Genomic DNA, 25862 nt, shown 5'->3' with positions numbered 1-25862 from the left:
GCCGCCCTGTTTGTCCCTGTTACGCAGGATTCATCTGCAACCGGTCACAAAAAAAACGGCAGTACAGTGTGATTTTCGCGTTCACGGCTTGCGCGCTGACCAACGGCGCAGGCGGCCGGTTCAGCAAGAAAGTGGCACCCTCCCGCCCGTCTTCAGCCGCCAGGAAATCGCCATGTGCGTCAATGTCGCCCGTCTTGCCCTCGCCTGCCTGGTCTGGTTGCCGTTGGCGGCGCTGGCCCAGCAACAGCCCGAGATCCAGCGCCCGGTGGGCATCGCCCAGGCAGTGGGCGTGGTGCACACGCTGCGGCAGATTCCCGAGGCCTGCACCCGGCTGGAAGGCACCTTCACCGGCGATCCGGCCAAGCCCTATGACATGAAGCCGGTGCGGACCAGCCCCAGCTGCCCGGCGCGGGCGGTGTTCATGGCTGACGCCAAAATCCAGCCGAGCGCGGCGATGGGCTGGAAGCTCAACGACATCATCCGCGTGCCTTCGGCCAGCTGCAGTGGTCAGCAGGCGATCGTGCACGTGTGGCGCAAGCCGGCCGGAGCGGCCATGCAGCGCGATGGCCAGGACCGGGCCCGCATCTATCTGGAAGATGCCAGGCAGCAGGCCGCCGCCGGCAGGCTGGCGGCACTGCCTGCCTATGCGGCGGTGCTGGAAGTGGAAGGCAACGCCTGCCGCTGAGCTGACGCTGCAGGGCAGGCACGATCGCGCCTGCGCCCTTGGCGTGAAGCTGTTCAGTCTTCCCAGGCCGGAAGCTTCTTCTTGACCGCCACGTTCTTGAGCGTCACATATCTGGGCAGGCCGTCGGCGCCGTAGGGCAGCGGCGCTTCGCCCTTGATCAACGGGGCCAGGTACTTGCGCGCGTTGGCGGTGATGCCGAAGCCGTCCTTGCGGATGAAGCTGGCCGGCATGGTCTTCTCGTGGTTGGCGACCTTGGACAGCGGCGCCGGCGCGATCTTCCAGCGGTACGGCGCGTCGGCGCTGCGCACGATCACCGGCATCACCGCGTTCATGCCCTTCAGCGCGTACTGCACCGCGGCCTTGCCCACGGCCTGGGCCTGGGCCCAGTCGGTCTTGGAGGCGATGTGCCGTGCCGAGCGCTGCAGGTAGTCCGGCAGCGCCCAGTGCACCTTGTAGCCCAGCGAAGCCTTGACCGTGCCGGCCAGAGACGCCGCCACGCCGCCCAACTGGGCATGGCCGAAGGCGTCGGCGGCACCCCCGGCATCGGCCACGAAAGTGCCATCGGCGTTGCGGATGCCTTCGCTGGCGACCACCACGCAGTAGCCGACCTGCTTGACCACCTTGTCGACCTGGGCCAGGAACGCGGCCTGGTCATAGGCACGCTCGGGAAACAGGATGATGTGCGGGGCCTCATCGGCCGCTGCGCCCGCCAGGCCGGCGGCAGCGGCCAGCCAGCCGGCGTGGCGGCCCATGGCCTCGTAGACGAACACCTTGGTCGAGGTCTGCGCCATCGCCGCCACGTCCAGCGCGCATTCGCGCACCGACACGGCCGTGTACTTGGCCGCCGAACCGAAGCCCGGACAGGTATCGGTCACCGCCAGGTCGTTGTCGATGGTCTTGGGCACGCCCACGCAGGTCAGCGGATAGTCGAAGGCCTGGGCCAGCTGCGAGACCTTCCACGCCGTGTCGGCCGAATCGTTGCCGCCGTTGTAGAGGAACCAGCGCACGTTGTGCGCCTTGAAGACCTCCAGCAGGCGCGCATAGCGGTCGCGGTCGGCTTCCAGCGACTTGAGCTTGACCCGGCACGAACCAAACGCACCGCCCGGGGTGTGGGCCAGCGCCCTGATCGCGGAGATGGACTCCCTGGAGGTATCGATCAGTTCCTCGCGCAGCGCGCCGAGGATGCCGTTGCGGGCGGCCAGGACCTTGACCTTGCGGCGCCTCGCCTCGCTGATCACGGCAGAAGCGGTGGCATTGATCACGGCGGTGACGCCGCCGGACTGGGCATACAGAAGCGTGGATTGCACCATCGTCTCGCCTTGGGGTCTGGACCGGATGGGGTAAGCTTCCCATATCGATGCGATGGCCGCGTCGGCGCCGCCGTCAGGCTGGCAGCCCGGCCCGCTCCCCACGGTTTCCTCATTGAATGCTTTGGAGTGACACGATGCGACTGGTACTTCTGGGACCGCCCGGCTCGGGCAAGGGCACGCAGGCCACCCGGCTGAAGGACTTCCTCAAGGTCCCGCACATCTCCACCGGCGACCTGCTGCGTGGCGAAGTGGCCGCCGGCACGGAGCTGGGCAAGCAGGCCAAGGCGGTGATGGATGCCGGCAACCTGGTGTCCGATGAAATCCTGCTGGGCATGCTGGAATCGCGCCTGGCGCAGGCCGATGTCGCCAATGGCTTCATCCTGGACGGCTATCCGCGCAACCTGGCCCAGGCCGACGCGCTGGGCCAGCTGCTGCAGCGCATTGGCCAGCCGATGGACGCGGCCGTGCAGCTGGAGGTGCCGACTGAGCTGCTGGTTGAACGCATCGCCGGCCGGGCCAAGGCCGAGGGCCGCGCCGACGACAATCCCGAGTCGGTGCGCAAGCGCCTGCAGGTGTACGAAGACAGCACCGCGCCGGTGATCAACTTCTACAAGCAGCAGGGCCGCCTGACCGTGGTCGACGGGGTGGGCGAGCTGGACGAGGTCACCGATCGCCTGATCAAGGCCCTGGCCCCGGCCAAGGCCTGAGCTGCCGTGCCAGGCGGTGACCGAGCAAGGCGCCTGCGGGCGCCTTGTTCGTGTCTGCCGGTCGTGTGCGGCGGCGTGATCGGCGACAATCTGCGCCCATGAGCAAACTGCATATCCTGGGCATCGCCGGCACCTTCATGGGCGGGGTGGCCGCCCTGGCCCGCGAGCTGGGCCACACCGTCGAAGGCAGCGACCAGGCCATCTATCCGCCCATGTCCATCCAGCTCGAGCAGCTGGGCATCGCCCTGGCGCAGGGCTACCTGCCGCAGAATATTTCGCCCGACTGCGATGCGGTGATCATCGGCAATGCGCTCTCGCGTGGCAACGCGGCGGTGGAAGCGGTCCTGAGCGACGGCCGCCGCTATACCTCCGGGGCGCAGTGGCTGAGCGATGCCGTGCTGCCCGGGCGGACCACGCTGGCGGTGGCCGGCACCCACGGCAAGACCACCACCACCACGATCCTGACCTATCTGCTGCAAGCCGCTGGCCGTGCGCCAGGCTTTTTGATCGGCGGGGTGGCCGAGGATTTCGGCGTCTCGGCGCGGCTGGGACAGGGTGCCGAATTTGTGGTCGAGGCCGACGAATACGACACCGCGTTCTTCGACAAGCGCAGCAAGTTCGTGCATTACCGCCCGAGCGTGGCGATCCTCAACAATCTCGAATACGACCACGCCGACATCTTTCCGGACGTGGCCGCGATCCAGCGCCAGTTCCATCATCTGGTGCGCACCGTGCCCGGCAATGGCCGGCTGATCGTCAACGGTGCCGATCCGCGCCTGGAGGAAGTGCTGGCGATGGGCTGCTGGACGCCGGTGGAGCGCTTTGGTTTCGATGCGTCGCTGGACTGGAGTGCGCGCCTGCTCAGCGCCGATGGCAGTGCATTTGCAGTGCGCAAAAAAGGGGTTGAGCTAGGTCAAGTGCACTGGCCGCTGGTCGGCCGGCACAACGTGCTCAACGGCCTGGCCGCACTGGCCGCGGCCAATGCGGTCGGCGTGGAGATCGCCAGCGTGATGCCCGCGCTTGCGCACTTCCGCAGCGTCAAGCGCCGGCTGGAAGTGATCGGCACCCGTCGGGGGATCACGGTGTACGACGACTTCGCCCATCACCCCACCGCAATCGCGACCACGCTGGAAGGCTTGCGCGCCAAGGTGGGCGATGCGCGAATCGTGGTGGCGATGGAGCCGCGCAGCAATTCGATGCGCCTGGGCGCACACGCCGACGCGCTGGCGCCGTCGCTGGCCGGCGCCGATGCGGTGGTGTTCCTGCATCGCCCGGAACTGGCCTGGGATGCGGGCAAGGTGATCGCGCAGGTGCGTGGCGATGCGCGCGCGGTGGCCGACACCGATGCGCTGATCGCGGCGCTGCGGGCGCTGGTGCGCAGCGGCGACCAGGTGGTCTTCATGTCCAACGGCGGCTTCGACGGCGCGCCGCGGCGCTTCCTGGCGGCGCTGCAGGACTGACCGCAAGACGTGTAAATCGTGTGCAGGCCCGCCCGCACGGCCGTGTTTACACTGCCGCCATGCCCGCTTCCGAAACCCTGCCGCTGTTCCCGCTGCACACCGTGCTGTTGCCCGGTGCCGGCCTGGGCCTGCGTGTATTCGAACGCCGTTACCTGGACCTGATCCGCGAATGCGGCCGCAGCGGCGGCGGCTTCGGCGTGTGCCTGATCCTGGAAGGCGAGGAAAGCGGCCGGCCGGCCACGCCCGCGGCCTACGGCACCGAGGCGACCATCGAGGATTTCGCCACCGGCGAGGACGGCCTGCTCAACCTGCGCCTGCGCGGCGGTCGCCGCTTCCACGTGCAGCGCACGCGCGTGCGCGACAACGGCGTGGTGATGGGCGAGGTGGACTGGTGCCCACCCGAGCAAGACGACGAACTGCGCCCCGAGCACAGCCTGCTGGCCACGGTGCTGGAGAAGATCTTCGAGAAGGCCGGTGCGACCCCGCCCGGCATGCGCAGCAGTGACCTGGACAGTGCGTCCTGGGTTGGCTGGCGCCTGGCCGAACTGCTGCCGCTCAGCGACGCCCAGCGCCTGGCGGTGCTGCAGGAAGACGACCCGCATGCGCGCCTGGATCGCCTGCTGGCCATGATGGCCTGACCTCGGGCCTGCGCGCCGGCCGCAGCGGCGGCTTGCCTGCGGGGGCCATGCAGCCCCACTCGATTCGGCGCAGTGCCCACCGGCGACTTCGCCCAACGCCTGGACGTCGCCGATCAGGGCGAGGGCGGCGAAGACGGCGGCCTCACCGGCATCACGCGCTGCGGTTCCGGCGCCAGCACGCCCTGGTCGGTGCGCAGGCGCAGCACCGGCAGGCCGGTGGCTGGATGCGGACTCAGCGCCTGCGGCAGGTCGCCCGCGCCGGCCCGGACCACGTCGAGCGAGGCGTCGGCATCGGCAAGCGGTCGCCAGATCCCGATCAGGCCAAACAGGCTCTGGTGGCGCAGGGTCTGCGCACCGCCGATCCACAGTGGCGTCTGGTTGGGCTGCAGCAGCAGCGGGGTGGCCCACAGGCGCAAGGCGTACTGCTGGTCGGGGCGGGGTCCGGGCTTGAGCATCAACAGGCTCTCGGCGCGCGTGTCCAGGGTGGCCGGCAGCACCGGATGTTGCTGCGGCGGCACCCCCGCATCGAGCAGCCGCAGGGCGCGTTCCCAGCCGGCCTGGGGCTGCAGGCGCCAGCCATCGGCCTGGAGCCTGCGGACCAGCGGCTGCAGCGGGCCGGCCAGCTGCACATCCAGCGGCCAGCGCTGTTTGTCGTCGAATTCGTTGCGGGTGGCCGGCAGCAGGCGCCAGGTTTCGTTCCACCACGCGTCCAGAGGTTGCGAGGCGCTGGAAATGGGCGCCTCGAACTGCGACAGCATGCGGTCCACTGCGCGCGGCCCATGCCACAGCGCGGCCAGGGCAAACACGCCATAGAACATCCATCCCAGCGGCTTGACCCACATCGAGCGCGCGCTGCGCCGGCGATAGGCCACGCCCAGGATCAGCAGCCAGACCACGCCCAGCAAGGTCCCGCCGACCACATCGCTCAGCCAGTGCGCGCCCAGGTAGACGCGGGCAAAGCCGATCACCGCCACTACCGCGCCGGCCACCAGGTATGGCCAGGCCCGGTCGCGTCCCGGCAGCTCGCGCGCGATCAGCACTGCGAAGAAGCCGAAGATGATCGTGGTCATGGTCACCGCGATCGAGGGAAAGCCGAAGCCGCTTGCGACCGTGGGCGGCTTGGGAATGTCGATCACCGCGCCCAGCCAGGCGGTCAGGGCCAGGCCGAAGGCGATCGCCGCAAGCCAGTGGCCGGCGGCCAGCCAGCGCCTGCGCCAGGCCAGGTAGCCCAGCACCGCCAGTGTGGCCGGGGTGAGCACCTGGGCGTCGCCGATCGCGGCCAGCGCGGCCAGCGGGCGATCGGCCAGCGGGTTGCGCAGGCTGTGCATCAGTTCGAACAGCCACAGGTCCAGCGCCAGCGGCTGGCCATGACCCACCACCAGCGCCAGGAAGCCGAACAGCACCCAGGCCAGCACCAGCAAGACCGCCGCCAGCAGGGCAAGCGGGACGGTTTCCCGGCGGTTGGGGTCGAAGATGGCCACCGAATGCCGGCCCAGCACCGGATGCGCACGCGACCAGGCCAGCGCGCGGGCCAGCAGCGCATCGGCATGGGCGGCGAACCAGCGATAGCTGTACAGCACCACCGCCCAGATCAGCGCCAGCACCAGCAGCAGCAGTGCCAGCACGATCAACAGGCGCCCGGCCACCGCGGCCACCGCGTCATAGGCCTGGCCCAGCGCCCAGCCCGGCAGCAGGAACAGCACCGCCCAGGACAGGGCCGCTGCGGCGCTGGCCGGCAGATAGCGCCGCAGCGGCATGTGCAGCATCCCGGCCACGGCCGGCACGAACGGCCGGATCGGCCCGACGTAGCGGGCCACGAAGATGGCCTTGACGCTGTCGCGCCGGAACAGCCGCTCGCCGCGCTCCAGCAGTTGCGGATAACGGCTGAAGGGCCAGTGCCCGCGCAGCTGGCTGCCCCAGCGCCGGCCGACCCAGAAGCTCACCCCGTCACCGACGAAGGCCCCCAGCGCCGCGCAGGCGACCGCGTAGGGGCCGGACAGTTGGCCCAGGCCGATCAGCACGCCCACGCCGATCAGCAGCGGCAGCGCCGGCACGATCGCCCCGACCAGGATCAACGCGTCGGACAATGCGATCAGGAACACCACCGCGCCGGCGGCAACCGGATGGGCGGTGAACCAGTCCAGCAGGCCATCGAACCAGGAATTCATCGCCGGCATTATAGGAACCGGCGCCTGTCTGGCCGTTAGACTTCCAGCCCCTGCGGCCAAACCCCGCGCCCGCGCTACCAGGCACGCCCCATGACGACCTTGTCAGGCAAGACCCTCTTCATCACTGGCGCCTCGCGCGGCATCGGCCTGGCCATCGCCCTGCGCGCGGCGCGCGACGGCGCCAACGTGGCCATCGCCGCCAAGTCGGCCGTGCCCAACCCCAAGCTGCCGGGGACCATCCACACCGCCGCCCGCGCGGTGACCGAGGCCGGTGGCCAGGGCCTGGCCCTGCAATGCGACATTCGCGAGGAAGACCAGGTGCGTGCCGCCGTGGCCGCCACCGTGGACACCTTTGGCGGCATCGACATCCTGGTCAACAACGCCAGCGCGATCTGGCTGCGCGGCACCCTGGACACGCCGATCAAGCGCTTCGACCTGATGCAGCAGGTCAACGCCCGCGGCAGCTTCCTGTGCGCGCAGGCCTGCCTGCCGCACCTGCTGCAGGCGCCCAACCCGCACATCCTCACCCTGTGCCCGCCGCCGTCGCTGGACCCCAAGTGGTGGGGTCCGCACCTGGGCTACACACTGGCCAAGATGGGGATGAGCCTGGTGACACTGGGGCTGGCGGCCGAGTTCGGCCCGCAGGGCGTGGCGGTCAACGGGCTGTGGCCGCGCACCCTGATCGCCACCGACGCCCTGAACATGATCCCCGGCGTGTCCATGGCCAACGGCCGCAAGCCGGAGGTGATGGCCGATGCGGCGCACGCGGTGCTGGTGCGCCAGGCGGCCGGCTTCAGTGGACAGTTCCTGATCGATGACCAGGTCCTGGCGCAGGCCGGCATCACCGACCTGTCCGGCTATGCCATCGAGCCTTCGCAGCCGCTTCTGCCGGACCTGTTCCTGGACTGAGAGGCTGAGAAAAAATCGCCCGCCTACTGCGACCGTCGCCAAACGCCCGTGCCGGCGGCGCGCTGCGGGCAAATCCGGGTCATTTGGCTCACCAAACTCCCCGGATTTGCCCCCAACGCACCTTGTCACGAACGCTTGGCGGCGCTCTCGCTACGGCGGTCGAATTTTTCTCAGCCTCTGAGCGGAGCCGGCGCGCGTGTGCAATGTCCGATCCGGCGCGGCCACATCGCGCCTGCAATCGGCACCGGCAGCAGGTGAAGCTGGCGCGGCTGCCGTCAGGGTATCGGTGCGTGCAGGACATGGCCGCAGCCGCGGCAGTGGCTGGCGTCGGGTTCGTGGCCTTCCAGGCGGCATTGCGGACAGGCGCGCTGGTCGTGGGGGTTGCCGGCCTCGCGCAGGCCGGCAGCCAGCTCGGCGGTATAGATGCCGGTGGGCACGGCGATGATGCTGTAGCCGATCAGGATCAGCAGCGAGGTGATGGCGCGTCCCAGCGTGGTTTGCGGGGCGATGTCGCCAAAGCCGACAGTGGCCATGGTGACGATGGCCCAGTACATGCTGGTGGGGATGCTGGTGAAGCCGTGCTCGGGGCCTTCCACCAGGTACATCAGCGCGCCGAAGATCACCACCAGGGTCAGCACCGTGGTGATGAACACCAGGACCTTGCGTCGGCTGCGCCACAGCGCGCTCATCAGCACCCCGGACTCTTCCACGTACCGGGTCAGCTTGAGGATGCGGAACAGACGCAGGATACGCAGCACCCGCACCACCAGCAGGCTCTGCGCCCCGGGCACCAGCAGCGAGACATAGCTGGGCAGGATCGACAGCAGGTCGATCACCCCCCAGATGCTCGTTGCATAGCGCAGCGGCCGGCGCACCACCGCCAGCCGCAGCAGGTATTCGGCGGTGAACAGCGCGGTAAACACCCACTCCATCACGTACAGCGTCTGGGCGTGGCGGCGATGCAGGTCCTGCACGCTGTCGAGCATGATCACCACCACGCTGGCGATGATGGCCACCACCAGCAGCAGGTCGAAGTTGCGCGAAGGCGCATCATCGTGGCGGTAGATGATGTCGAACCAGCGCCTGCGCCAGCCGGCGTCGCAGGCGGGATTGAGCTGGGGATTGGAGAGCAGTCGCATCCGGGCATTGTGGCGCGAGGGAAGTGGAGGCGTCACCTCACACCGGCTTGATCCATCCAGCCTGGAATCCCGGCACATGCCCGCCCGCCCTGGACGCGGGCCAAGGCCGGCGGCAGGACGCGGCCAGGGTGATGCCACCCACCGGCCGCGGCAATGGGCGACAATGCAAGGCTCGCCTGCCACCCAGGGTTTGCCCTCATGACCGCCGCTTCCGAGCTCATCGCCTGTGCCAAGCGCTACACATTGTCGGTGTACCGCCAGCGCGAACTGGTGCTGGAGCGAGGCCAGGGCGTGCGCGTGTGGGACACCGAAGGACGCCAGTACGTGGACCTGTCGGCCGGCATCGCCGTGTGCAGCCTGGGCCACAACGATCCGGACCTGGTCGCCGCGCTGGTCGAACAGGCCGGCAAGCTGTGGCACACCAGCAATATCTTCTACAGCGAACCGCCGCTGCGCCTGGCGCAGGAACTGGTGGAATCCTCGCGCTTTGCCAGCCGCGCGTTCCTGTGCAACTCCGGCGCCGAGGCCAACGAGGCGGCGATCAAGCTGGTGCGCAAGTGGGCCGCCGACCAGGGCCGCAGCGCGGACAACCGCGTGATCGTCACCTTTCGCGGCAGCTTCCACGGCCGCACCCTGGCCACGGTCACCGCCACCGCCCAGCCCAAGTACCAGGAAGGCTATGAGCCGCTGCCCGGCGGTTTCCGCTACGTCGACTTCAACGACATTGCCGCGCTGGAAGCGGCGATGGCGGCCGGCGACGTGGCCGCGGTGATGATCGAGCCGGTGCAGGGCGAGGGCGGGGTGGTGCCGGCCGCGCCGGGGTACCTGCAGGCCATCCAGGCGCTGTGCCGCAAGCACGATGCGCTGCTGGTGCTGGACGAGATCCAGTGCGGCATGGGCCGCACCGGCACACTGTTTGCCCATTGGCAGGACGGGGTGAGCCCGGACATCGTGACCCTGGCCAAGGCGCTGGGCGGCGGCATGCCGATCGGGGCGATGCTGGCCGGCCCGCGCGTGGCCGAGGTCATGCAGTTCGGCGCGCACGGCACCACCTTCGGCGGCAATCCGCTGGCCGCGGCCGTGGCCCGCGTGGCCCTGGCCAAGCTGGGCTCGGAGGCGATCGCCGAAAACGTCCAGCGCCAGGCCGCGGCCCTGCGTGCGGCGCTGGCCCGGCTGGATGCCGAACTGGGCCTGTTTTCCGAGCTGCGCGGGCGCGGCCTGATGCTGGGCGCGGTGCTGCGTCCGCAATACGCCGGCCAGGCCGGCGTGATCCTGGACCAGTGCGCTGCCCATGGCCTGCTGCTGCTGCAGGCCGGCCCGGACGTGCTGCGCTTCGTGCCGGCCCTGAACATCACCGGCGAGGAGCTGGCCGAAGGCCTCTGGCGCCTGGAGCAGGCCTTGCGCGCCTGGCTGGCCGCGCGCTGATCGGCAAGGCGGGGCCGCCACGGCGGCCAAGGGCGTTTTCGTGGCGTGCCACATCGACATCGCCGCCATGGCGGCGCCCACGTGCCCCGGGGTCGGGACGCGTGGACACAGGCGCGTGGATGCTTAGAACGGGCGGGTGTGGCTGTTAGACTTGCGCGCTCCCACGGTCTGCGTGCATCCACCGCCATGAGCCAAATCGCCACCGCGCCGGCCAATGCCGAAAAGCGCTACACCGTCACCCGCGCCGACCTGCCGCTGAGCTGCCCGCTGCCGTCGATGGCGCTGTGGAACTCGCATCCGCGGGTCTACCTGCCCATCGAAGACGAGCCCAACGGCGAGGCCGACTGCCCGTACTGCGGCGCGCACTTCGTCCTTGCCGACTGAGCAGTCCGCGGCAGTGCATCGCCGGCTGACGGTGGTGCAACTGCTGCCGGCGCTGCAGTCCGGCGGCGTCGAGCGTTCCACCCTGGAGATCGCCGCGGCGCTGGTCGCGGCCGGACACCGGGCCATCGTGGTCTCGGCCGGTGGGCGGCTGGTGCCGACCCTGGAAGCCTGCGGCGCGGTCCATGTGACCCTGGACATCGGCCGCAAGTCGCCGCGCACGCTCGGCCAGCTGCTGCCGCTGCGCCGGCTGTTGCAACGCGAGCGGCCGGACATCGTCCATGCGCGTTCGCGGCTGCCGGCCTGGCTGGGCTGGGCCGCGCTGCGCAGCCTGCCCGCGCAGGCGCGGCCGCACTGGGTCACCACCGTGCACGGGCTCAATTCGCCGGGGCGCTACAGCGCCATCATGACCGGCGGCGAGCGGGTGATCTGCGTGTCCGAGACCGTGCGCCGGCATGTGCTCGAGCATTATCCCGGGACCGATCCGGCACGCCTGCGGGTGATTGCGCGCGGGCTGGATCCCACCCAATTCCCACGCAGGCCGTGGCCTGATCCGGGCATGCGCAGCCAGGTTGCCGAACGATTCCCGCAACTCGATGGCGCCGGCCCGCTGCTGCTGCTGCCGGGCCGCGGCACGCGCCTGAAAGGCCATGCCGATGGCCTGCGCTTGCTTGCGGCCCTGCGCGGCGATGGCCTGGATGCGCGCCTGTGGCTGCCCGGCGCGCGCCAGCCCGGGCGCGAAGCCTACATCGCCGAGCTCCAGGCGCTGGCCGCCGGCCTGGGCATCGCCGATGCGGTGGCCTTCACCGCGCCGACCGCGCAGATGGTCCAGGCCTATGCCGCCAGCGATCTGGTCCTGCAGCTCTCGCGCAAGCCCGAGTCGTTCGGCCGCACCGTGATCGAGGCCTTGTCGGTGGGCCGGCCGGTGCTGGGCTGGGCCCATGGCGGGGTCGGCGAACTGCTGGCGCAGCTGCAGCCGTGCGGCGCGGTGGCCCCGTTCGATGAAGTCGCGCTGGCCGGCACCGCCCGCGCGCTGCTGGCCGCCCCGCCCGCCCCGCCGGCTACCATGCCCTACACGCTGGCGGCCATGCAGGCCGCCACGCTGTCGCTCTACCAGGAACTTGCCCGCCCATGAGCCTGCCTGCTGCCGAATTCCGCCCTGCACCGCGCGCCGAAGGCTGGCGCTGGGCACCGGCGTGGATCCTGCTGTTCGTGGCGCTGTGGCCGGCGCCGGGCTATGCCGAAGGGGTGCTGGCGCTGGGCGCGCTGGCGGCGTTGTTCCAGCTGGTCCTGCGCCGGTTCCGCGGTGGCGAGCAGCTGCTCAGCAACCAGGCCTGGGCCCTGACCAGCGTGATGTTCTTCGCCTACTGGATGCCGGAACTGATCTCGGCCTTCGATGCGCTCGACCATGGCCGGGCCTGGGGCGAGGCCGCCACCGACCTGCGCTACCTGCCGTTTCTGTGGCTGGTCGCCTCGGCGGTGGCCAACGAACGCGGCCGCCGGGTCACCTTCGGCGGCCTGGCGATCATCGTGGCGGTGTGGACGCTCGACGCCCTGGCCCAGGCGGTGTCAGGCACCAGCCCGCTGTTCTTCGGCATCGACATGCTCAAGCAGGCCATCAGCGGCCACTCGATGTGTTCGGCCGCAGAAGCGGCCTCGGTCGATCGGCTCAGCGGCTTTCTGGGGCCGTGCAACCTCAAGCTCGGCCTGGTGCTGGCGAGTCTGTCGCCGTTCGGGTTGTTCTCCGCCGGGCGCCGCTTCGGCCTGGTCGGTTGGTTGCTCGCCGCCGCTGCGATCGGGATCGTGATCCTGCTGGCCGGCGCGCGCGCGGCCTGGCTCACCTATGCGCTGGTGCTGGTGTTTTCCGGCTGGCGCCTGCTGGGCTGGAAACAGCTGTTGGGCGTGTTCGCCAGCGCCGCGATCCTGCTGGTCGGCCTGGCGCTGGCCTCGCCGCAGCTGGCCAGGCGCGTGCAGCTGACCACCGTGGCGATGGCCGCCGACGAGGCCGGCCTGGATGTCGCCCTGTCCGGGCGCGCGCGCATCTGGCAGGCCGCCGGCTGCATGATCGGCAAGCACCCCATCAACGGGGTGGGGGTGCGCAATTTCCGCGACGTGTTTCCCCAGTGCGATCCCACCCCGGCCGTCGCCCCGGCCTGGGGCCACGGCCCGGCGCTGCATGCGCACCAGATCGTGCTGGAGATCCTGGCCGAGACCGGCGTGGTCGGCCTGCTGCTGTGGCTGGCCGGCGCGGCGCTGGCCTGGCGCGCCTGGCGCTATGCGTCGCCGCAAGCGCGCGAGCGTGCGCGGCCGGCGATGCTGGCGCTGGCAGTGACGGTGTTCCCGTTCAACACCCATCTGGCTTTCTATTCCACGTTCTGGGGCGGGCTGACCCTGCTGCTGGCCGCGCTCTATTCCGGCAGCCTGCTGGCCCGCCACGATGCCCTCGCCCCCTGAGCCAGGCTGCTGGTTGGCCGCGCCGCTGCGCTGGGCCTGCGCGCGCATCGCCCGGCTGCCGCAGCGACGGTTGCTGGCACTGGGCGCGGCGCTGGCCTGGCTGCTGACGCCGCTGCTGGCCAGTCGCCGGCGCATCGCCCGCATCAACCTGGCGCTGTGCTTCCCGGAACTGGACGCTACGGCGCGCCAGGCCCTGGTCCGCGCCAACACCCGCGCCAGCGTCATCGGCCTGCTGGAGATGGCCCGGGCCTGGTACGCACCTTCCCCGGCGCTGGCCGGGCTGGCCGAGATCGAAGGCCTGGACCATCTGCGCGCAGCCCAGGCGCAGGGCCGGGGCGTGCTGCTGCTCACCGCGCACTTTCCGCACATGGACCTGGGCGCGCGCCTGCTGGGCCAGGCGCTGGGCCAGCCGCTGTCGTGCATGGTCCGGCGCGTGGGCGGCAACTGCGGCGAGCGGTTCATGCAGGCCGGCCGGCGGCGGGTGTTTGCCGAGGTGATCGGCAAGAAGGACGTGCGCGGCCTGCTGCGCGCGCTGTCGCGCGGCCGCCTGGTGGTCTACCTGGCCGACCAGAACTTCACCTACAACAGCGCCTTCGTGCCGTTCTTCGGGGTCCAGGCAGCCACCCTGACCACGCCGCCGGAGCTGGCGCGCCGGGCCGGCGTGGCGATCGTGCCGTACTGGTGCCAGCGCCTGGCCGATGGCCGTTACCGCGTGCGCGTGGAGGCGCCGTGGCCGGAGTCCAGTGGCCAGGACCCGGCCGCCTTCGCCGCGCGCTACATGCGCGAACTGGAAGCGGCGATCCGCCAGGCGCCTGCGCAGTACCTGTGGTGGCACCGGCGCTTCAAGACCCGCCCTGAAGGCCAGGTTTCGCCATATCTGCGTTAGACCTCCATGCCCACTCGACTGGCACCAGTTCCTTTGGCAGGTATAGCGGATGGCCTGGATGACCGTCTTTCGTCAGGCGTAGGTAGTGCAATTGCGGCAACATCATCCGAACCCACCACGCGCGATCCTTGTGGGTTCCATGCCGACCCCATGCAGCGATCACTATGCCCGCGCGGCTCGCCCGTTCTTTCAACACATAGTCGTTCTGCGGCCCTATGGGATCAGCTGCTCGCTTCATGTCCCCTGGGTTTGTTGTCCGAAACGCGAACAAGTTGGTCATGCAGAGCCCGGCGTATCCCCAAGATTTGGCAAACGCAATGCAACGCCTGATTGTTGGGTCATCCTGCGTTTCATCGGCTGTGCTTGGGTTAAGGCCCACAAACATTGCATAGCCATTCCCTCCGATCCATGTGCGCCACAGGTCGTAGCGGTAGGTTCGGCATGGTGACAATGTGGCTCCGTTTTTCATGGCGTCCTCAGGCTCGATGGGGACCTACCAATTCCTTCAAGCCGACCTGGCTTCGCCGGTCGGCTAAATTTAAACGTTAGCCGGCGCGCGGCGACGATGCCGTTTTTTCGGAGCGGTTGACCTCCGGCAGGTGACCACTTCCAGGTGGCTACTTGTATAGCTGTCCTCGCCCCTCGGGCTGGCGTTTGAAGCGCCGGTGGATCCACAGGTACTGCGCCGGGACCGCGCGCACCATCGCCTCGATCGCCGCCATCACCCGCGCGGTGTCGGCGGTGGCGTCATTGGACGGGAAATCCTCCAGCGCCGGCGACAGCCGCAGGGTGTAGCCGCCATCGGGTCGGCGCTCGTGGGCGAAGGTGACCACCGCCGCGCCGGACAACCGCGCCAGCTGGTGGGTGGAGGTCAGGCTGTAGGCCGGCCGGCCGAAGAACGGGACGAACACGCTCTCCCCGCGGCGCGTGTCCTGGTCGGGTGCGAACCACAGCAGCCCGCCCTGCTTGAGGTGCTTGAGCGCCGGGCGCAGTTCGTCGCGGCCGAACATCGCCGTGGCATAGCGCAGCCGGCCGCGCTTGACCGCCCATTCCATCGCGCTGGTCGCATGCGGGCGGTACATGCCGGCCAGCGGCGCGTAATCGCACATCAGCCGTGCCGACAGCTCCAGGGTGGTGAAGTGGCCGGAGATCACGATCACCCCGCGTCCGCCCGCCTGCGCCGCTTTCAGGTGCTCCAGGCCTTCCACGCGCAGGCCCTTGCGCATCGGCGCCACATCGCCCCACCAGGCGCGGGCGAACTCGAACAGCGCCACGCCCAGCGCGGTGAAGGCCTGGTCCAGCAGGCGTGCACGCTCGGCGGTGGACATGTCCGGGAAACACAGCGCCAGGTTGCGCGCAGCCACCTTACGGCGCGTGCCCAGCACCACTTTGAGCACCGCGCCAAGTGGCCGGCCCAGCGCGCGTTGGGCCGACCACGGCAGGCGCGCGGCCAGCGCGGCAACGCCCACGCCCAGCCAGACCGGCCAGGTCGAGGGCTGGATCGGCGCAGGGCCGGGATCGAAGGGCGTGGCCTGGCGCGCAGCGGCCCGTGCGGGGCGATCGGTCATGCCGGCATTGTAGGGCGTGTCACCACATCACCGGCCGCTCGCATCAGGCCTTCAGGTCCAACCCGCGACCCTGCCGGGAGCGATGCCATGCCCTTGGCAGCCGCCTTTTTCGTATCCTTGCGCGCAATGCGTCGTGACCTGACTGAAACCTGGTTGCGTGCCCTGTATTCGGCCGTGCTCTACGTGCTGACGCCGGCCACGGTCTACCACCTGATCTGGCGCGGCTTCCGCGTACCGGGCTATTTCCAGCGTTGGGGCGAGCGCTACGCGGCCTGGCGCGGTGCGCCGCACCAGGTGGATGTGTGGGTGCATGCGGTGTCGGTGGGCGAGGTCAATGCCGCCGCGCCGGTGGTCGATGCGCTGCGCCGCGACCATCCGCACCTGCAGCTGCTGATCACCACCATCACCCCCACCGGTTCGGACCGCGTGCGCGCGTTGTGGGGTGATTCGCTGCTGCACGTGTATGCGCCCTATGACCTGCCTGGCGCGGTCGGGCGATTCCTGGACCATTTCCGCCCCGGGGTGGCGCTGGTGATGGAAACCGAGCTGTGGCCCAACCTGCTGCTGGGCTGCAAGGCGCGCGGCATCCGCAGCTATCTCCTCAACGCGCGGCTGTCGGCGCGCTCGCTGCGCGGCTACCGGGTGCTGGCGCCGCTGATCCGGCGCGTGGTGGCCAGCGTGCACCGGATCGGTGCCCAGTCGGTGGCCGACGGCGAGCGCTTCGTGCAACTGGGGGCGGCGCCGGAGGCGATCGTGGACACCGGCAACCTGAAGTTCGACATCGCCGTGCCCGCCGGACTGGAGGCGCTGGTCGCACAGTTTCGCCGACACGTCGGCTCGCGCCCGGTGTGGATCGCGGCCAGCACCCATCCGGACGAGGAAGCGCTGGTGGTGGAGATCCACCAGCGGCTGCTGGCGCGCTTTCCCGACCTGCTGATGGTGTGGGCGCCGCGCCACCCCGAGCGCTTCGGCCGCGTGGTGGAACTGGCCAGGTCCACCGGCTGGCAGGTGGGACGGCGCAGCAGCGCCGGCTGGCCGCAAGCCGGCGATGCGGTGTTCGTGCTCGATACGCTGGGCGAACTGATGCCCTTCTACGCCTGCGCGGAGGTGGCCTTCGTCGGCGGCAGCCTGCAGGCCATCGGCGGACACAACCTGCTCGAGCCGGCCGCGGTGGGCACGGCGATGGTCACCGGTCCGCACCTGCACAATTTCGTCGAAATCGCGCGCCGCCTGCGCGAGGCCGGGGCGCTGGAGATCGGCCGCAACGCCGACGAGGTGGGCACGATGATCCAGGCGCTGCTGGCCGACCGCGCGCGCCGCGCGCACATGGCCGCAGAAGGCCGGCTGCTGGTCGAACGCGGCCGTGGTGCGCTGGCCCGCACGATGGCGATGCTGGCGCAGGACCTGCGGCCGGCAACGCAGGGCCCGGCCAGGCGCTGAAGTTCAGTGCGTGTGGGTGCGGCCCAGGTTGAGCCCGATCAGGGACTGGCGCATGGCTTCGGCGTCGGCGGCCCTGGGCGCCAGGTGCAGGTAGCGCGACAGGTCGGCCAGCGCGCCCCGGCGGTAGTCGATCTTCAGGTAGGCCAGGCCGCGGTCGCGCAGCGCATCGGGCTGGTCGGGCACCAGCTTGAGCACCCGGTCGGCGCTGCGTGCGGCACGGTCCCATTCCTCGCGCTCGGCGTAGACGCCGTACAGGTTGCGCAGCACGCGCACCAGGATCGCGCGGTGCGGGGCCGGATCGAGGATCTGCAGCAGGGCGTTGTCGTCGGGCACATCGCCACCCAGGTGCGGCTTGACCCGTTCGCGCAGTTCGTCGGCACCCAGCGGGCGACCGCCGTTGAACGGATCCATCACCAGGATCCCGTCATCCACCGGCAGGCGCACCAGGAAGTGTCCGGGAAAAGACACCCCGTCCAGCGGAACGCCCAGCCGGCGCGCGACTTCGATCTGCACCACCGCCAGCGAAATGGGATTGCCCAGGCGCCGCTCGAAGACCTCGTTGAGGTAGCTGTTGCGCGGGTCGTAGTACTGGTCGTGGTCGCCGGCGTAGCCCAGCTCCTCGAACAGATGCCGGTTGATGGCCGCCATCTTCAGCGGCCAGGCGTCGATCCGGTCGGTCTCCTGGCGCAGGTGCTCGACATGACCCTGCACCAGCGCCTCGTACAGGTCCGCATCCAGCTCGGGATACTCATCGCGCGCGATCAGCAACGCGGTGCCCAGCAGCGGCACGGCCTCGTCGGCCTGGCTGGCCAACTCGCTCCACGCCGGCAATGTCAGTCGCGCCCCCATGACCCAAGACTGCAGGGATTCGGGCGCCCGATCAAGCCCTGGCGCGCTACGGCGCCTTGGCCTTCAACGCGACCTTGGGATCTACCTTCAGCGCATCGCCGGTTTCCACGCCGAGCGCGGCCGCCTGGCCGGCGTTGAGTTCCAGCACGTACAGCGCCGGGGCGTTGCTGGGGTAGCTGGGACATGCATCACCGGCAGTGCACGGCGGCACGTCGCGCTGCTGCGAGACCAGCTTCAGGTCGTGGTCGAAATACAGGATGTCCAGCGGGATGCGGGTGTTCTTCATCCAGTACGCCAGCGGTTCTTCCTGCTCGTGGATGAACAGCATGCCGTGGTCGGCGGCCATCTGCTCGCGGAACATCAGCCCGCGCTGGCGCTCGGCTTGCTCGTCGGCGATCTCGATGCTGTAGCGGTGGCCGTCCAGCTCCACCCACGGCGTGCGTGCGCAGGCGCTGGCACTGACCAGCAGCAGGGCGGTGAGGGCAAGGCAGCGTGCGGACATGGACGTTTCCTTCAATGGCGGCGCGTGGAGGGACCGAAGCCGGTTACAGCACCTGGATCGTGTCGCCGCCGACGATCACCACGTCGGCCGGGCGACGGGCGAACAGGCCCACGGTGACCACGCCGGGGATCTGGTTGAGCGCGGTTTCCATCGCCACCGGATCGGTGATGGTCAGGTTGTGCACGTCCAGGATCAGGTTGCCGTTGTCGGTGGTCACCCCGTCGCGCCAGACCGGCTGCCCGCCGGTCAGCGTCAGGATCTCGCGCGCCACCAGGCTGCGCGCCATCGGAATCACTTCCACCGGCAGCGGGAACTTGCCCAGCACCGGCACCTGCTTGCTGGCATCGATGATGCACACGAACTGCCGGCTGGCCTGGGCGATGATCTTCTCGCGGGTGAGCGCCGCGCCACCGCCCTTGATCAGGCGCTTGTGCGGGTCGCACTCATCGGCCCCGTCCACATACAGCGACAGGGTGCCGGCGTAGTTGAGGTCCAGCACCTCGATGCCGTGCGACTTCAGCCGCTGGGTGCTCTGCTCGGAGCTGGACACCGCGCCCTTGATGCGCCCCGGTTCGCGGCCCAGCGCATCGATGAACCAGGCCACGGTCGAGCCGGTGCCCACTCCGACGATCATGCCGTCTTCGAGGTAATCCATGGCTTTCTCGGCGGCCAGGCGCTTGTGTTCGTTCTGGGGCATGGACATCGTTCTCGGTTGGGTAGGAGCAACTGTCTTCTCAGGCGCCTGTCATTCTCCATTCAGTTTGGTCTCTGGCCATGGCGTTGAGGCGGGTGAGCAGCACCCGCATGCAGGCGGTGATGGCGACCTTGGCGCACTTGCCCCGTTGGCGCAGGGGCTTTCCTGGCAGAGCCCCATCGCGCCCCTGCGGTGCGCTCCTACGGGGTCTCAAGCGACAGCAGCAGCTTCCATTGCGCCGCGCTCACCGGCAGCACCGACAGGCGCGTGCCCTTGCGGATCAGGGCGAAGTCCTCGCCCAGCTGCTCGGCATGCTGGCGGATGGTGTCCAGCGCGATGCCGCCAGCGAGCTTGCGCTCGAAGGCCACGTCCACCAGGAACCAGCGTGGCTGCTCGGGCGTGGCCTTGGGGTCGAAGTACTTGGAGGTCTTCTGGAACTGGGTCGGGTCCGGATACGGCGTGCTGGCCACCCGCGCGATGCCGTAGATGCCTGGGACCTGCGTGTTGGAGTGGTAGAACAGCACGCCATCGCCGACCTGCATGCCGTCCTTCATGAAGTTGCGCGCCTGGTAGTTGCGCACGCCGGTCCACGGCTCGGTGCCCACGCGCGCCAGGTCGTCGATGGAGAAGTCGCCAGGCTCGGACTTCATCAACCAGTAGCGGGTGCGCGTGCTCATCGAAGGTATGCCAGCAAGGTGTCCGATTCGGTGCAGATCGCATCGGGGCGCACGTCCCAGTCCTGGACGTCCAGGGCACTGGTGCGCTGGACCTCGAAGCCCACCCCCACCAGCCAGGGCGGCGCGGGCGCGGCGATGCGCCAGGCGAAGCTGCGATCGTACCAGCCGCCGCCCATGCCCAGCCTGTGTCCCTGGTCATCGAAGCCCACCAGCGGCATCACCACCAGCGCCATCTGTTCCGGCGCCAGCGCCGAGGACGGCGCCACGTCGGGTTCGGGAATGCCGAAGCGGTTGGTGACCAGGCCATCGCCGGCGCGCCAGGGTGCAAAGCGCAGTTCCTCGCCATGCAGCACCGGCAGGCAGTACACCAGCCCGGCCGGCAGCCTGAGCTGGAAGACGTGCAGGCCGATCTCGCCATCCATCGCCCAGTAGCCGGCCACATGGCCGCTGGCGGGCAGGAACGGCAGGGCGAGCAGGCGTTGGGCCAGGGCCTCGGCCGCGGCGATGCGCTGGGCAGCCGGCAATGCGCGGCGGCGCTGGCGCAGGTCGCGGCGCAGGCCTGCGCGGGCGTCGTTTTCGCTCATGAAAAAAACAATGCCGCGTCCTGGTGCAGGGCGCGGCATTCTAGAAGATACAAGACATCCTCCGCCAATGGCGATGCTTCGAAACGACCTTGAACCCGGGGTTCAAGTGGGACACCTTGGGGGCCATCGGGCTTCCCGCTGCGAGGCGGACTTGCGCTCCCGGCTTCCGTTGATGCCCCGTAGTCGTCATTAAGGGACAAGGCGAATGTTTTGACGCTGTCGCACACAGCAGAGGATGTGCGGCCAGTATAGCCCTGGCTCTTTTCTTGCCTAGCCCGTCTGTCGGCGCGGTTCAGTGCGCGGTGGTGAAAACGAGGATGGCGTGCACGGGTTCGCCGCCGTAGGAGCAACTGTCTGCTCGACGCATTCGGGGCCCCCTCTCTCCCGTTTGCGGGGGAGAGGGGGCAAAATCCTCGCGATGCGGCCGCTCCGACCGGGGGATCGCTAGCCCAGCCAGCCGTCGAGCCGGCGATGCAGATCGCCCAGCGTGCGCGCGAGCTCGCTGTCCTGCGCGGCCTGCTGGTCGCGCAGCTGCTGCAGCTCGTGGGCCAGGTTGAGCGCGGCCAGGACCGCGATGCGATCGGCCGAGGCCATGCGGTGCGCGCCGCGTACTGCGCGCATGCGGGTGTCCAGCAGCTTGGCGGCGGCCATCAGGCTGCCGCGTTCGCCCGGTTCCACGCCGATGGTGTATTCGCGGTCCAGGATGTGGACGTTGACCGGTTCACTGCTGCTCACGTGTGCTGCTCCAGCGAGCGCAGTCGGGTGATCATGGCTTCCACGCGCGAGCGGGCCAGTTCGTTCTTGGCCAGCAGCTGCGAGCGCTCGCTGGCCAGCTGTTCCTGCTGCACGCGCAGGCTGCGGTTCTCCTCGGACAGCCGTTGGCAGCGATCGCCCAGTTCCTGCAGGCGTGCGGCCAGGGCGCGTAGCTGTTCGATCGAGGACGGGTCCATGAGCGGCACGATAGGCACGCGCCCGGCGGCCGGTCAAGCGCGGCGCAAGGGCCGGCCGGGGGTGCCGGTTCAGGCCTTGGCCAGGGTGGCCGGCCGCGGGTCGAAATCGCGGATGAAGGCCATGCACTGCGCAGGCTCCAGCGCACGCGAGACATGATGGCCCTGCACCTCCTCGCAGCCGCGCTGGCGCAGGAAGGCCAGCTGCGCGGAGGTCTCCACGCCTTCGGCGACCACCTTGAGGTCCAGCGACCGGGCCATGGCGATGATGGCGCTGGTGATGGCCTCGTCCTCGAGGTCGTGGTCGATGTCGCGGACGAATGCCTGGTCGATCTTCAGCGTGTTCAGCGGCAGCCGCTTGAGGTAGGCCAGCGAGGAATAGCCGGTGCCGAAGTCGTCGATCGCGATCGACACCCCCAGCGCGCGGCAGTCGCGCAGCACGCCGCTGGCGTGGTCGGGGTTGGCCATCAGCACGCTTTCGGTCAGTTCCAGTTCCAGCAGCGAAGCGTCGATCCCGGTCTCGGCCAGCACCCGCGCGACCACGTCGGCCAGGTCGCCGCGCTGCAGCTGCAACGAGGAGACGTTGACCGCTACGTTCAGGTGATCCAGCCCGGCCGCGTGCCACTGGCGCAGCGTCTGGCAGGCCTGGCGCAGGGTCCAGATGCCGATATCCACGATCAGGCCGCTTTCCTCGGCCAGCGGGATGAACTGGGCGGGCGAGATCTCGCCCAGCTCGTGGCTGTCCCAGCGCAGCAGCGCCTCGGTGCCGGTGATCCGGTTGTTGGCCAGCGACAGGCGGGGCTGGTAGACCACGCGCAGTTCGTCGCGCTCCAGGGCCCGGCGCAGGGCGCTGGCCAGGATCGCGCGATGGCGGGTCTTTTCGTCCATTGCTTCGGAATACACCGCCCAGGTGTGACGCCCGGCGGCCTTGGCCTGGTACATGGCCGTGTCGGCGTGCTTGAGCAGTTCGGTCGGGACCTGGGCATGGTCGGGATACAGGCTGATGCCGATCGAAGGCGATACCGCCAGTTCCAGCCGGTCGCCGAAGGACAGCGGCTGGGTGAAGGCCTGGATGATGCGTTCGGCCACCCGCTCGGCATCGGCCGGCGAGGCGATGCCTTCGAGCACCACGGTGAATTCATCGCCGCTCAGCCGTGCCACGGTGTGCTGGGTGCCCACGGTCTGCTGCACGCGCGCGGCGGCCGCGCGCAGGATCCGGTCACCGGTGGCATGGCCCAGCGAGTCATTGATGTCCTTGAAGCGGTCCAGGTCGATGAACAGCACCGCCACGCGGCTGCGTTCGCGACGCGCACGCACCACCGCGCGTGCCAGGCGCTCGAACAGCAGCGAGCGATTGGGCAGGCTGGTCAGGGTGTCGTAGTTGGCCAGGTAGCGCAGCTCCTGCTCGACGCGCTTGTGCTCGGTAATGTCGTTGAGCACCAGCACCACCATCAGCCGCTGCTCGCTGGCATCGGGCACCATATTGGCCTCGATCCGGCAGAGGATTTCCTCGCCGTCCTTGCGCACCTTCCAGGCTTCGCCCGACCAGCGGCCCTCGCGCTGCAGCTGGGCGCTCATGCCCGCGGCGCCGTCGCCGGGGTGCTGACGGCCGTCCAGCAGCGACAGCGGCTGGCCGGCCACTTCGGCGCCGTCGTAGCCGGTCATGCGGCTGAAGGAAGGGTTGACGGTGATGAAGCGGTATTCCGAATCCAGCACCGCCACCGCCTCGCTCATGCTGCGCATGACCTGGCTGGCCACGCGGTGCTCGTACTCGGCGTTGCGGCTGGCGGTGATGTCGCGCGCGGTGCCGGCCAGGCGCAGGGCGCGGCCGCTGGCGTCGGATTCGACCACCCGCCCGCGTGCGCGCACCCACGACCAGGTGCCGTCGCCGGCCATGTCCATGCGGTGTTCGGAGGTGAACTGGGGCGCATCGCCGCGCAGGTGGCTGCGCAGGCGCTGGACCACCAGCGGCAGGTCCTGCGGATGGATCGCCGGCATTTGCCCCACGCCAGTGAGCATGGTGATGGCGTTGCTCGACGGCGACTGCTCGTCGGCGCGCATCTGGTGCATGCGCCGGCCGATCAGGTCATAGTCCCAGAACACTTCGCCCGAGCCCCACAGCGCCAGTTTGAGGTGGTCGTCGGCTTCGCGCACCGGCGCGGCGCGCGGCAGGCGCCGGCGCAGCAGCGGCAGCCAGTGACGGCGCAAGGCGGCCACCACCACCCCGGCCAGGACCACGCCGGCCACGGCGAGCAGCGCCAGGCGCATGCTGGGCGGTATCTGCACGGCGCCCAGCAGCAGGGAAGGGGGGAACGTTGGCATGACTGTCGGAACGGCTCCGCCCCGTTCGCCAGCGTCGGGAATGCGCCCGAGTGTAGGCGTGCCAAGCGTCACCCAACAAGCGGTTGCACGGCTTTCGTTCTACAATTTTGGCCATGCACCCTGATGCCTTTGACCGCCCGCAGGCCGCCTGGCGATGACCTTGCCGACCCCCGAAGACGTCGACCAGGCCGCGCGCGGCCTGGGCCTTGGCGCCACGCCCTTCGAACTCCATGGCGGCCTGTGTGGCTGGCTGGCCGGCGGTGGCGAGAATGTCACCGACTGGCCCGCGCGGGTGCTGGCCGATCGGGCGGCGGCCACGCCTGCCGCCGACAGCCCGCTGGAGCAGCTGCGCAGCGCCACTTCCGCGCAGCTGGAGGACCGTGGCTTCGGCTTCGACCTGCTGCTGCCGCAGGGCGATGCCGGCCTGGATGAGCGCGCCCAGGGCCTGTTCGACTGGTGCCGGGCGTTCCTGGGCGGCTTCGGTCTGGCCGCCGGCGCAAGCCCGCCGCTGTCCGAGGATGGCCAGGAAGCCCTGGCCGACCTGGCCAGGCTGGCCCAGGCCAGCCCGGAGCTGAGCGAGGGCGAGGAGGACGAAGACGCCCTGGCCGAGATCGAGGAATTCGTGCGCGTGGCCGTGCTGCTGCTGCATGGCGACTGCGTGCTGGGCCCCAGACACCGCAAGAGCCTGAACTGATGCGGGCGGCGAGCGGGATCAGCGCCGCCGAGTTCGCACGCCGGCGCAAGCAGCTCATGCGCATGGCCGGCGAGGACGCCATCCTGGTGTTGCGCGCCGCACCCGAGCGCGTGCGCAGCAACGACACGCACTACCCCTACCGGCAGGACTCGGATTTCTGGTACCTGAGCGGGTTCCCCGAGCCCGATGCGGTGCTGGTGCTGATCCCGGGCCGCCGCCATGGCGAGGCGATCCTGTTCAACCGCGATCGCGACCCGGCGCGCGAGGTCTACGACGGCCCGCGTGCAGGCCAGCAGGGCGCGGTGGACCACTACGGCATGGACGATGCCTATCCGATCGAGGACATGGACGAGATCCTGCCGGGAATGCTGGAAGGCCGCTCGCGGGTCTACTACCACTTCGGCCGCGATACCGAGTTCGACCTCAAGCTGATCGGCTGGGTGAACCAGGTCCGCGCGCAGGTGCGCAGCGGCGCGCAGGCGCCGCACGAGTTCCTGGAACTGGGCCATCTGCTGCACGAGCAGCGCCTGTTCAAGTCCAGGGACGAGCTCAAGCTGATGCAGCGCGCGGCCGACATCAGCGTCCAGGCGCATCTGGCCGCCATGCGTGGCGTGCGCGCCGGCATGCACGAATACCAGCTGCAGGCGTTGATGGAATGGGTGTTCCGCAGCCAGGATGCGTGGCCGGCCTACGGCAGCATCGTCGGTGCCGGCGCCAATGCGGTGACCCTGCACTACGTGGCCAACAATGCCCAGGCCCGGGCCGGCGAGCTGGTACTGATCGATGCCGGTGCCGAATACCGCAACTATGCCGCCGACATCACCCGCACCTTTCCGGTCGATGGCCGCTTCAGTCCGGCCCAGCGCGCGCTGCACGACCTGGTCGGCGCAGCGCAGGCTGCGGCCATGGCGCAGACGCGCCCGGGCCTGGCATACGAAGCCGGCCATGACGCCGCGGTGGAAACCCTGACCGAGGGCCTGCTGCGGCTGGGCCTGCTCAAGGGCAAGCTGGAGGCGCGGATCGCCGATGGCAGCTACAGGCGCTTCTATCGGCACAAGACCGGCCACTGGCTGGGCCTGGACGTGCACGATGTGGGCGACTACCGCATCGATGGCCAGTCGCGCCTGCTCGAGCCGGGCATGGTGTTCACCATCGAACCGGGCCTGTACATCGGCGCCGATGACACCAGCGTGGACGCCAGGTGGCGCGGCATCGGCATCCGCACCGAGGACAACGTGGTGATCACCGCCGAGGGCCATCGGGTGCTGACCGGGGCGCTGGCGCGCAGTGCCGACGAGATCGAAGCGGTGATGTCGGCAAACGGCTGAACGCGCAGGTGTGTCGATCACCTCGGCGGCGACGGTGGCTGTTGGGTGCGGGTGGCGGGCTGCGCAGATGCGGGAACCCTCATGTTGGCGCGCTG

At 69.6% G+C, this 25862-nt stretch carries 26 protein-coding genes and 1 other RNA gene; 13 read left to right on the top strand and 14 right to left on the bottom strand.

All coding sequences use genetic code 11. The features are described 5' to 3' along the window. Positions 1–172: 172 nt before the first annotated feature. The gene (locus DSC_RS12575; RefSeq protein WP_014161550.1) at positions 173–685 is read left to right on the top strand and encodes a hypothetical protein; all 513 of its coding nucleotides are present in this window, start codon (positions 173–175) and stop codon (positions 683–685) included. Between the two features lie 53 nt (positions 686–738). Here DSC_RS12575 and DSC_RS12570 read toward each other — a convergent pair whose 3' ends face one another. Further along, positions 739–1995, bottom strand: a complete 1257-nt coding sequence (locus DSC_RS12570; RefSeq protein WP_014161549.1) for a 6-phosphofructokinase — start codon at positions 1993–1995, stop codon at positions 739–741. Positions 1996–2129: 134 nt separating this feature from the next. On the opposite strand from DSC_RS12570, the gene DSC_RS12565 reads away from it, so the two are divergent. The 3 genes from DSC_RS12565 to DSC_RS12555 all read left to right on the top strand — a co-directional run bounded on the left by DSC_RS12565 (position 2130) and on the right by DSC_RS12555 (position 4800). After that, positions 2130–2702: an adenylate kinase gene (locus tag DSC_RS12565; protein WP_014161548.1), complete on the top strand. Its 573-nt coding sequence runs from the start codon at positions 2130–2132 to the stop codon at positions 2700–2702. 98 nt (positions 2703–2800) lie between these two features. Further along, positions 2801–4162 (top strand): UDP-N-acetylmuramate:L-alanyl-gamma-D-glutamyl-meso-diaminopimelate ligase, encoded by a 1362-nt coding sequence (gene mpl, locus DSC_RS12560; protein ID WP_014161547.1) that lies wholly within the window; start codon positions 2801–2803, stop codon positions 4160–4162. Positions 4163–4221: 59 nt separating this feature from the next. After that, on the top strand, positions 4222–4800 hold the full coding sequence (locus DSC_RS12555) for an LON peptidase substrate-binding domain-containing protein (RefSeq protein WP_014161546.1): 579 nt from the start codon (positions 4222–4224) through the stop codon (positions 4798–4800). A gap of 113 nt (positions 4801–4913) precedes the next feature. On the opposite strand, the gene DSC_RS12550 is transcribed toward DSC_RS12555, so the two are convergent. Then, the gene (locus DSC_RS12550; RefSeq protein WP_014161545.1) at positions 4914–6968 is read right to left on the bottom strand and encodes a bifunctional DedA family/phosphatase PAP2 family protein; all 2055 of its coding nucleotides are present in this window, start codon (positions 6966–6968) and stop codon (positions 4914–4916) included. 90 nt (positions 6969–7058) lie between these two features. Between DSC_RS12550 and DSC_RS12545 the strand changes: the two genes are divergently transcribed. After that, positions 7059–7877: an SDR family oxidoreductase gene (locus DSC_RS12545; protein ID WP_014161544.1), complete on the top strand. Its 819-nt coding sequence runs from the start codon at positions 7059–7061 to the stop codon at positions 7875–7877. Between the two features lie 275 nt (positions 7878–8152). Here the strand turns inward: DSC_RS12545 and DSC_RS12540 are convergent, their stop codons facing one another. Then, positions 8153–9016, bottom strand: coding sequence for an ion transporter (locus DSC_RS12540; RefSeq protein WP_014161543.1), 864 nt, complete (start codon positions 9014–9016; stop codon positions 8153–8155). Positions 9017–9214: 198 nt separating this feature from the next. Between DSC_RS12540 and DSC_RS12535 the strand changes: the two genes are divergently transcribed. The 5 genes from DSC_RS12535 (at position 9215) to DSC_RS12515 (ending at position 14162) form a co-directional block, all read left to right on the top strand. Beyond that, complete coding sequence (locus tag DSC_RS12535; protein ID WP_014161542.1) at positions 9215–10441, top strand: acetylornithine transaminase; 1227 nt, start codon at positions 9215–9217, stop codon at positions 10439–10441. Positions 10442–10627: 186 nt separating this feature from the next. Continuing rightward, positions 10628–10825, top strand: coding sequence for a zinc-finger domain-containing protein (locus DSC_RS12530; protein ID WP_014161541.1), 198 nt, complete (start codon positions 10628–10630; stop codon positions 10823–10825). Positions 10826–10838: 13 nt separating this feature from the next. Further along, the gene (locus DSC_RS12525) at positions 10839–11957 is read left to right on the top strand and encodes a glycosyltransferase (RefSeq protein ID WP_014161540.1); all 1119 of its coding nucleotides are present in this window, start codon (positions 10839–10841) and stop codon (positions 11955–11957) included. Next, positions 11954–13276 carry an O-antigen ligase family protein gene (locus tag DSC_RS12520; RefSeq protein WP_014161539.1) on the top strand — a complete coding sequence of 441 codons (1323 nt, stop codon included), beginning with the start codon at positions 11954–11956 and terminating at the stop codon, positions 13274–13276. The genes DSC_RS12525 and DSC_RS12520 overlap by 4 nt, the downstream gene beginning before the upstream one ends. Then, positions 13260–14162 carry a lysophospholipid acyltransferase family protein gene (locus DSC_RS12515; protein WP_043290648.1) on the top strand — a complete coding sequence of 301 codons (903 nt, stop codon included), beginning with the start codon at positions 13260–13262 and terminating at the stop codon, positions 14160–14162. The genes DSC_RS12520 and DSC_RS12515 overlap by 17 nt, the downstream gene beginning before the upstream one ends. Here the strand turns inward: DSC_RS12515 and DSC_RS17580 are convergent. Further along, positions 14119–14631 carry a DUF1643 domain-containing protein gene (locus DSC_RS17580; protein WP_014161537.1) on the bottom strand — a complete coding sequence of 171 codons (513 nt, stop codon included), beginning with the start codon at positions 14629–14631 and terminating at the stop codon, positions 14119–14121. The genes DSC_RS12515 and DSC_RS17580 overlap by 44 nt on opposite strands. 148 nt (positions 14632–14779) lie before the next feature. Continuing rightward, a complete protein-coding gene (lpxL, locus tag DSC_RS12505) occupies positions 14780–15730 on the bottom strand; it encodes an LpxL/LpxP family Kdo(2)-lipid IV(A) lauroyl/palmitoleoyl acyltransferase (RefSeq protein ID WP_014161536.1) in 951 nt (316 codons plus the stop codon). Between the two features lie 126 nt (positions 15731–15856). On the opposite strand from lpxL, the gene waaA reads away from it, so the two are divergent. Beyond that, positions 15857–17170, top strand: a complete 1314-nt coding sequence (waaA, locus tag DSC_RS12500) for a lipid IV(A) 3-deoxy-D-manno-octulosonic acid transferase (protein ID WP_014161535.1) — start codon at positions 15857–15859, stop codon at positions 17168–17170. A 3-nt stretch (positions 17171–17173) separates the two neighbouring features. On the opposite strand, the gene DSC_RS12495 is transcribed toward waaA, so the two are convergent. The 9 genes from DSC_RS12495 to DSC_RS12460 all read right to left on the bottom strand — a co-directional run bounded on the left by DSC_RS12495 (position 17174) and on the right by DSC_RS12460 (position 23709). After that, complete coding sequence (locus DSC_RS12495; RefSeq protein WP_043290646.1) at positions 17174–18019, bottom strand: SirB1 family protein; 846 nt, start codon at positions 18017–18019, stop codon at positions 17174–17176. A 46-nt stretch (positions 18020–18065) separates the two neighbouring features. Next, positions 18066–18521, bottom strand: a complete 456-nt coding sequence (locus tag DSC_RS12490; RefSeq protein ID WP_014161533.1) for a DUF192 domain-containing protein — start codon at positions 18519–18521, stop codon at positions 18066–18068. Between the two features lie 43 nt (positions 18522–18564). Beyond that, positions 18565–19218 (bottom strand): ribose-5-phosphate isomerase RpiA, encoded by a 654-nt coding sequence (gene rpiA, locus DSC_RS12485; protein ID WP_014161532.1) that lies wholly within the window; start codon positions 19216–19218, stop codon positions 18565–18567. A 197-nt stretch (positions 19219–19415) separates the two neighbouring features. Beyond that, positions 19416–19892 carry an EVE domain-containing protein gene (locus DSC_RS12480; RefSeq protein WP_014161531.1) on the bottom strand — a complete coding sequence of 159 codons (477 nt, stop codon included), beginning with the start codon at positions 19890–19892 and terminating at the stop codon, positions 19416–19418. Beyond that, positions 19889–20476 carry a 5-formyltetrahydrofolate cyclo-ligase gene (locus DSC_RS12475; protein WP_014161530.1) on the bottom strand — a complete coding sequence of 196 codons (588 nt, stop codon included), beginning with the start codon at positions 20474–20476 and terminating at the stop codon, positions 19889–19891. Before DSC_RS12475 ends, DSC_RS12480 begins: the two co-directional genes overlap by 4 nt. Before the next feature lie 54 nt (positions 20477–20530). Further along, positions 20531–20714: non-coding RNA, 6S RNA (gene ssrS, locus DSC_RS16205), on the bottom strand. A gap of 206 nt (positions 20715–20920) precedes the next feature. Further along, a complete protein-coding gene (locus tag DSC_RS12470; protein ID WP_014161529.1) occupies positions 20921–21211 on the bottom strand; it encodes a cell division protein ZapA in 291 nt (96 codons plus the stop codon). Beyond that, positions 21208–21426 (bottom strand): TIGR02449 family protein, encoded by a 219-nt coding sequence (locus DSC_RS12465; protein ID WP_014161528.1) that lies wholly within the window; start codon positions 21424–21426, stop codon positions 21208–21210. The genes DSC_RS12470 and DSC_RS12465 overlap by 4 nt, the downstream gene beginning before the upstream one ends. Positions 21427–21495: 69 nt before the next feature. Further along, the gene (locus DSC_RS12460; RefSeq protein WP_238527645.1) at positions 21496–23709 is read right to left on the bottom strand and encodes a putative bifunctional diguanylate cyclase/phosphodiesterase; all 2214 of its coding nucleotides are present in this window, start codon (positions 23707–23709) and stop codon (positions 21496–21498) included. Positions 23710–23899: 190 nt separating this feature from the next. Between DSC_RS12460 and DSC_RS12455 the strand changes: the two genes are divergently transcribed. Beyond that, complete coding sequence (locus DSC_RS12455) at positions 23900–24439, top strand: UPF0149 family protein (protein WP_014161526.1); 540 nt, start codon at positions 23900–23902, stop codon at positions 24437–24439. Further along, a complete protein-coding gene (locus DSC_RS12450; protein ID WP_014161525.1) occupies positions 24439–25767 on the top strand; it encodes an aminopeptidase P N-terminal domain-containing protein in 1329 nt (442 codons plus the stop codon). Before DSC_RS12455 ends, DSC_RS12450 begins: the two co-directional genes overlap by 1 nt. The last annotated feature ends 95 nt before the right edge of the window (positions 25768–25862 follow it).

Origin of the sequence: Pseudoxanthomonas spadix BD-a59 (genome assembly GCF_000233915.3) — a bacterium.
GTDB classification, from domain to species: Bacteria; Pseudomonadota; Gammaproteobacteria; order Xanthomonadales; family Xanthomonadaceae; genus Pseudoxanthomonas_A; species Pseudoxanthomonas_A spadix.
This window is presented reverse-complemented; position numbering and strand designations above follow the sequence as displayed.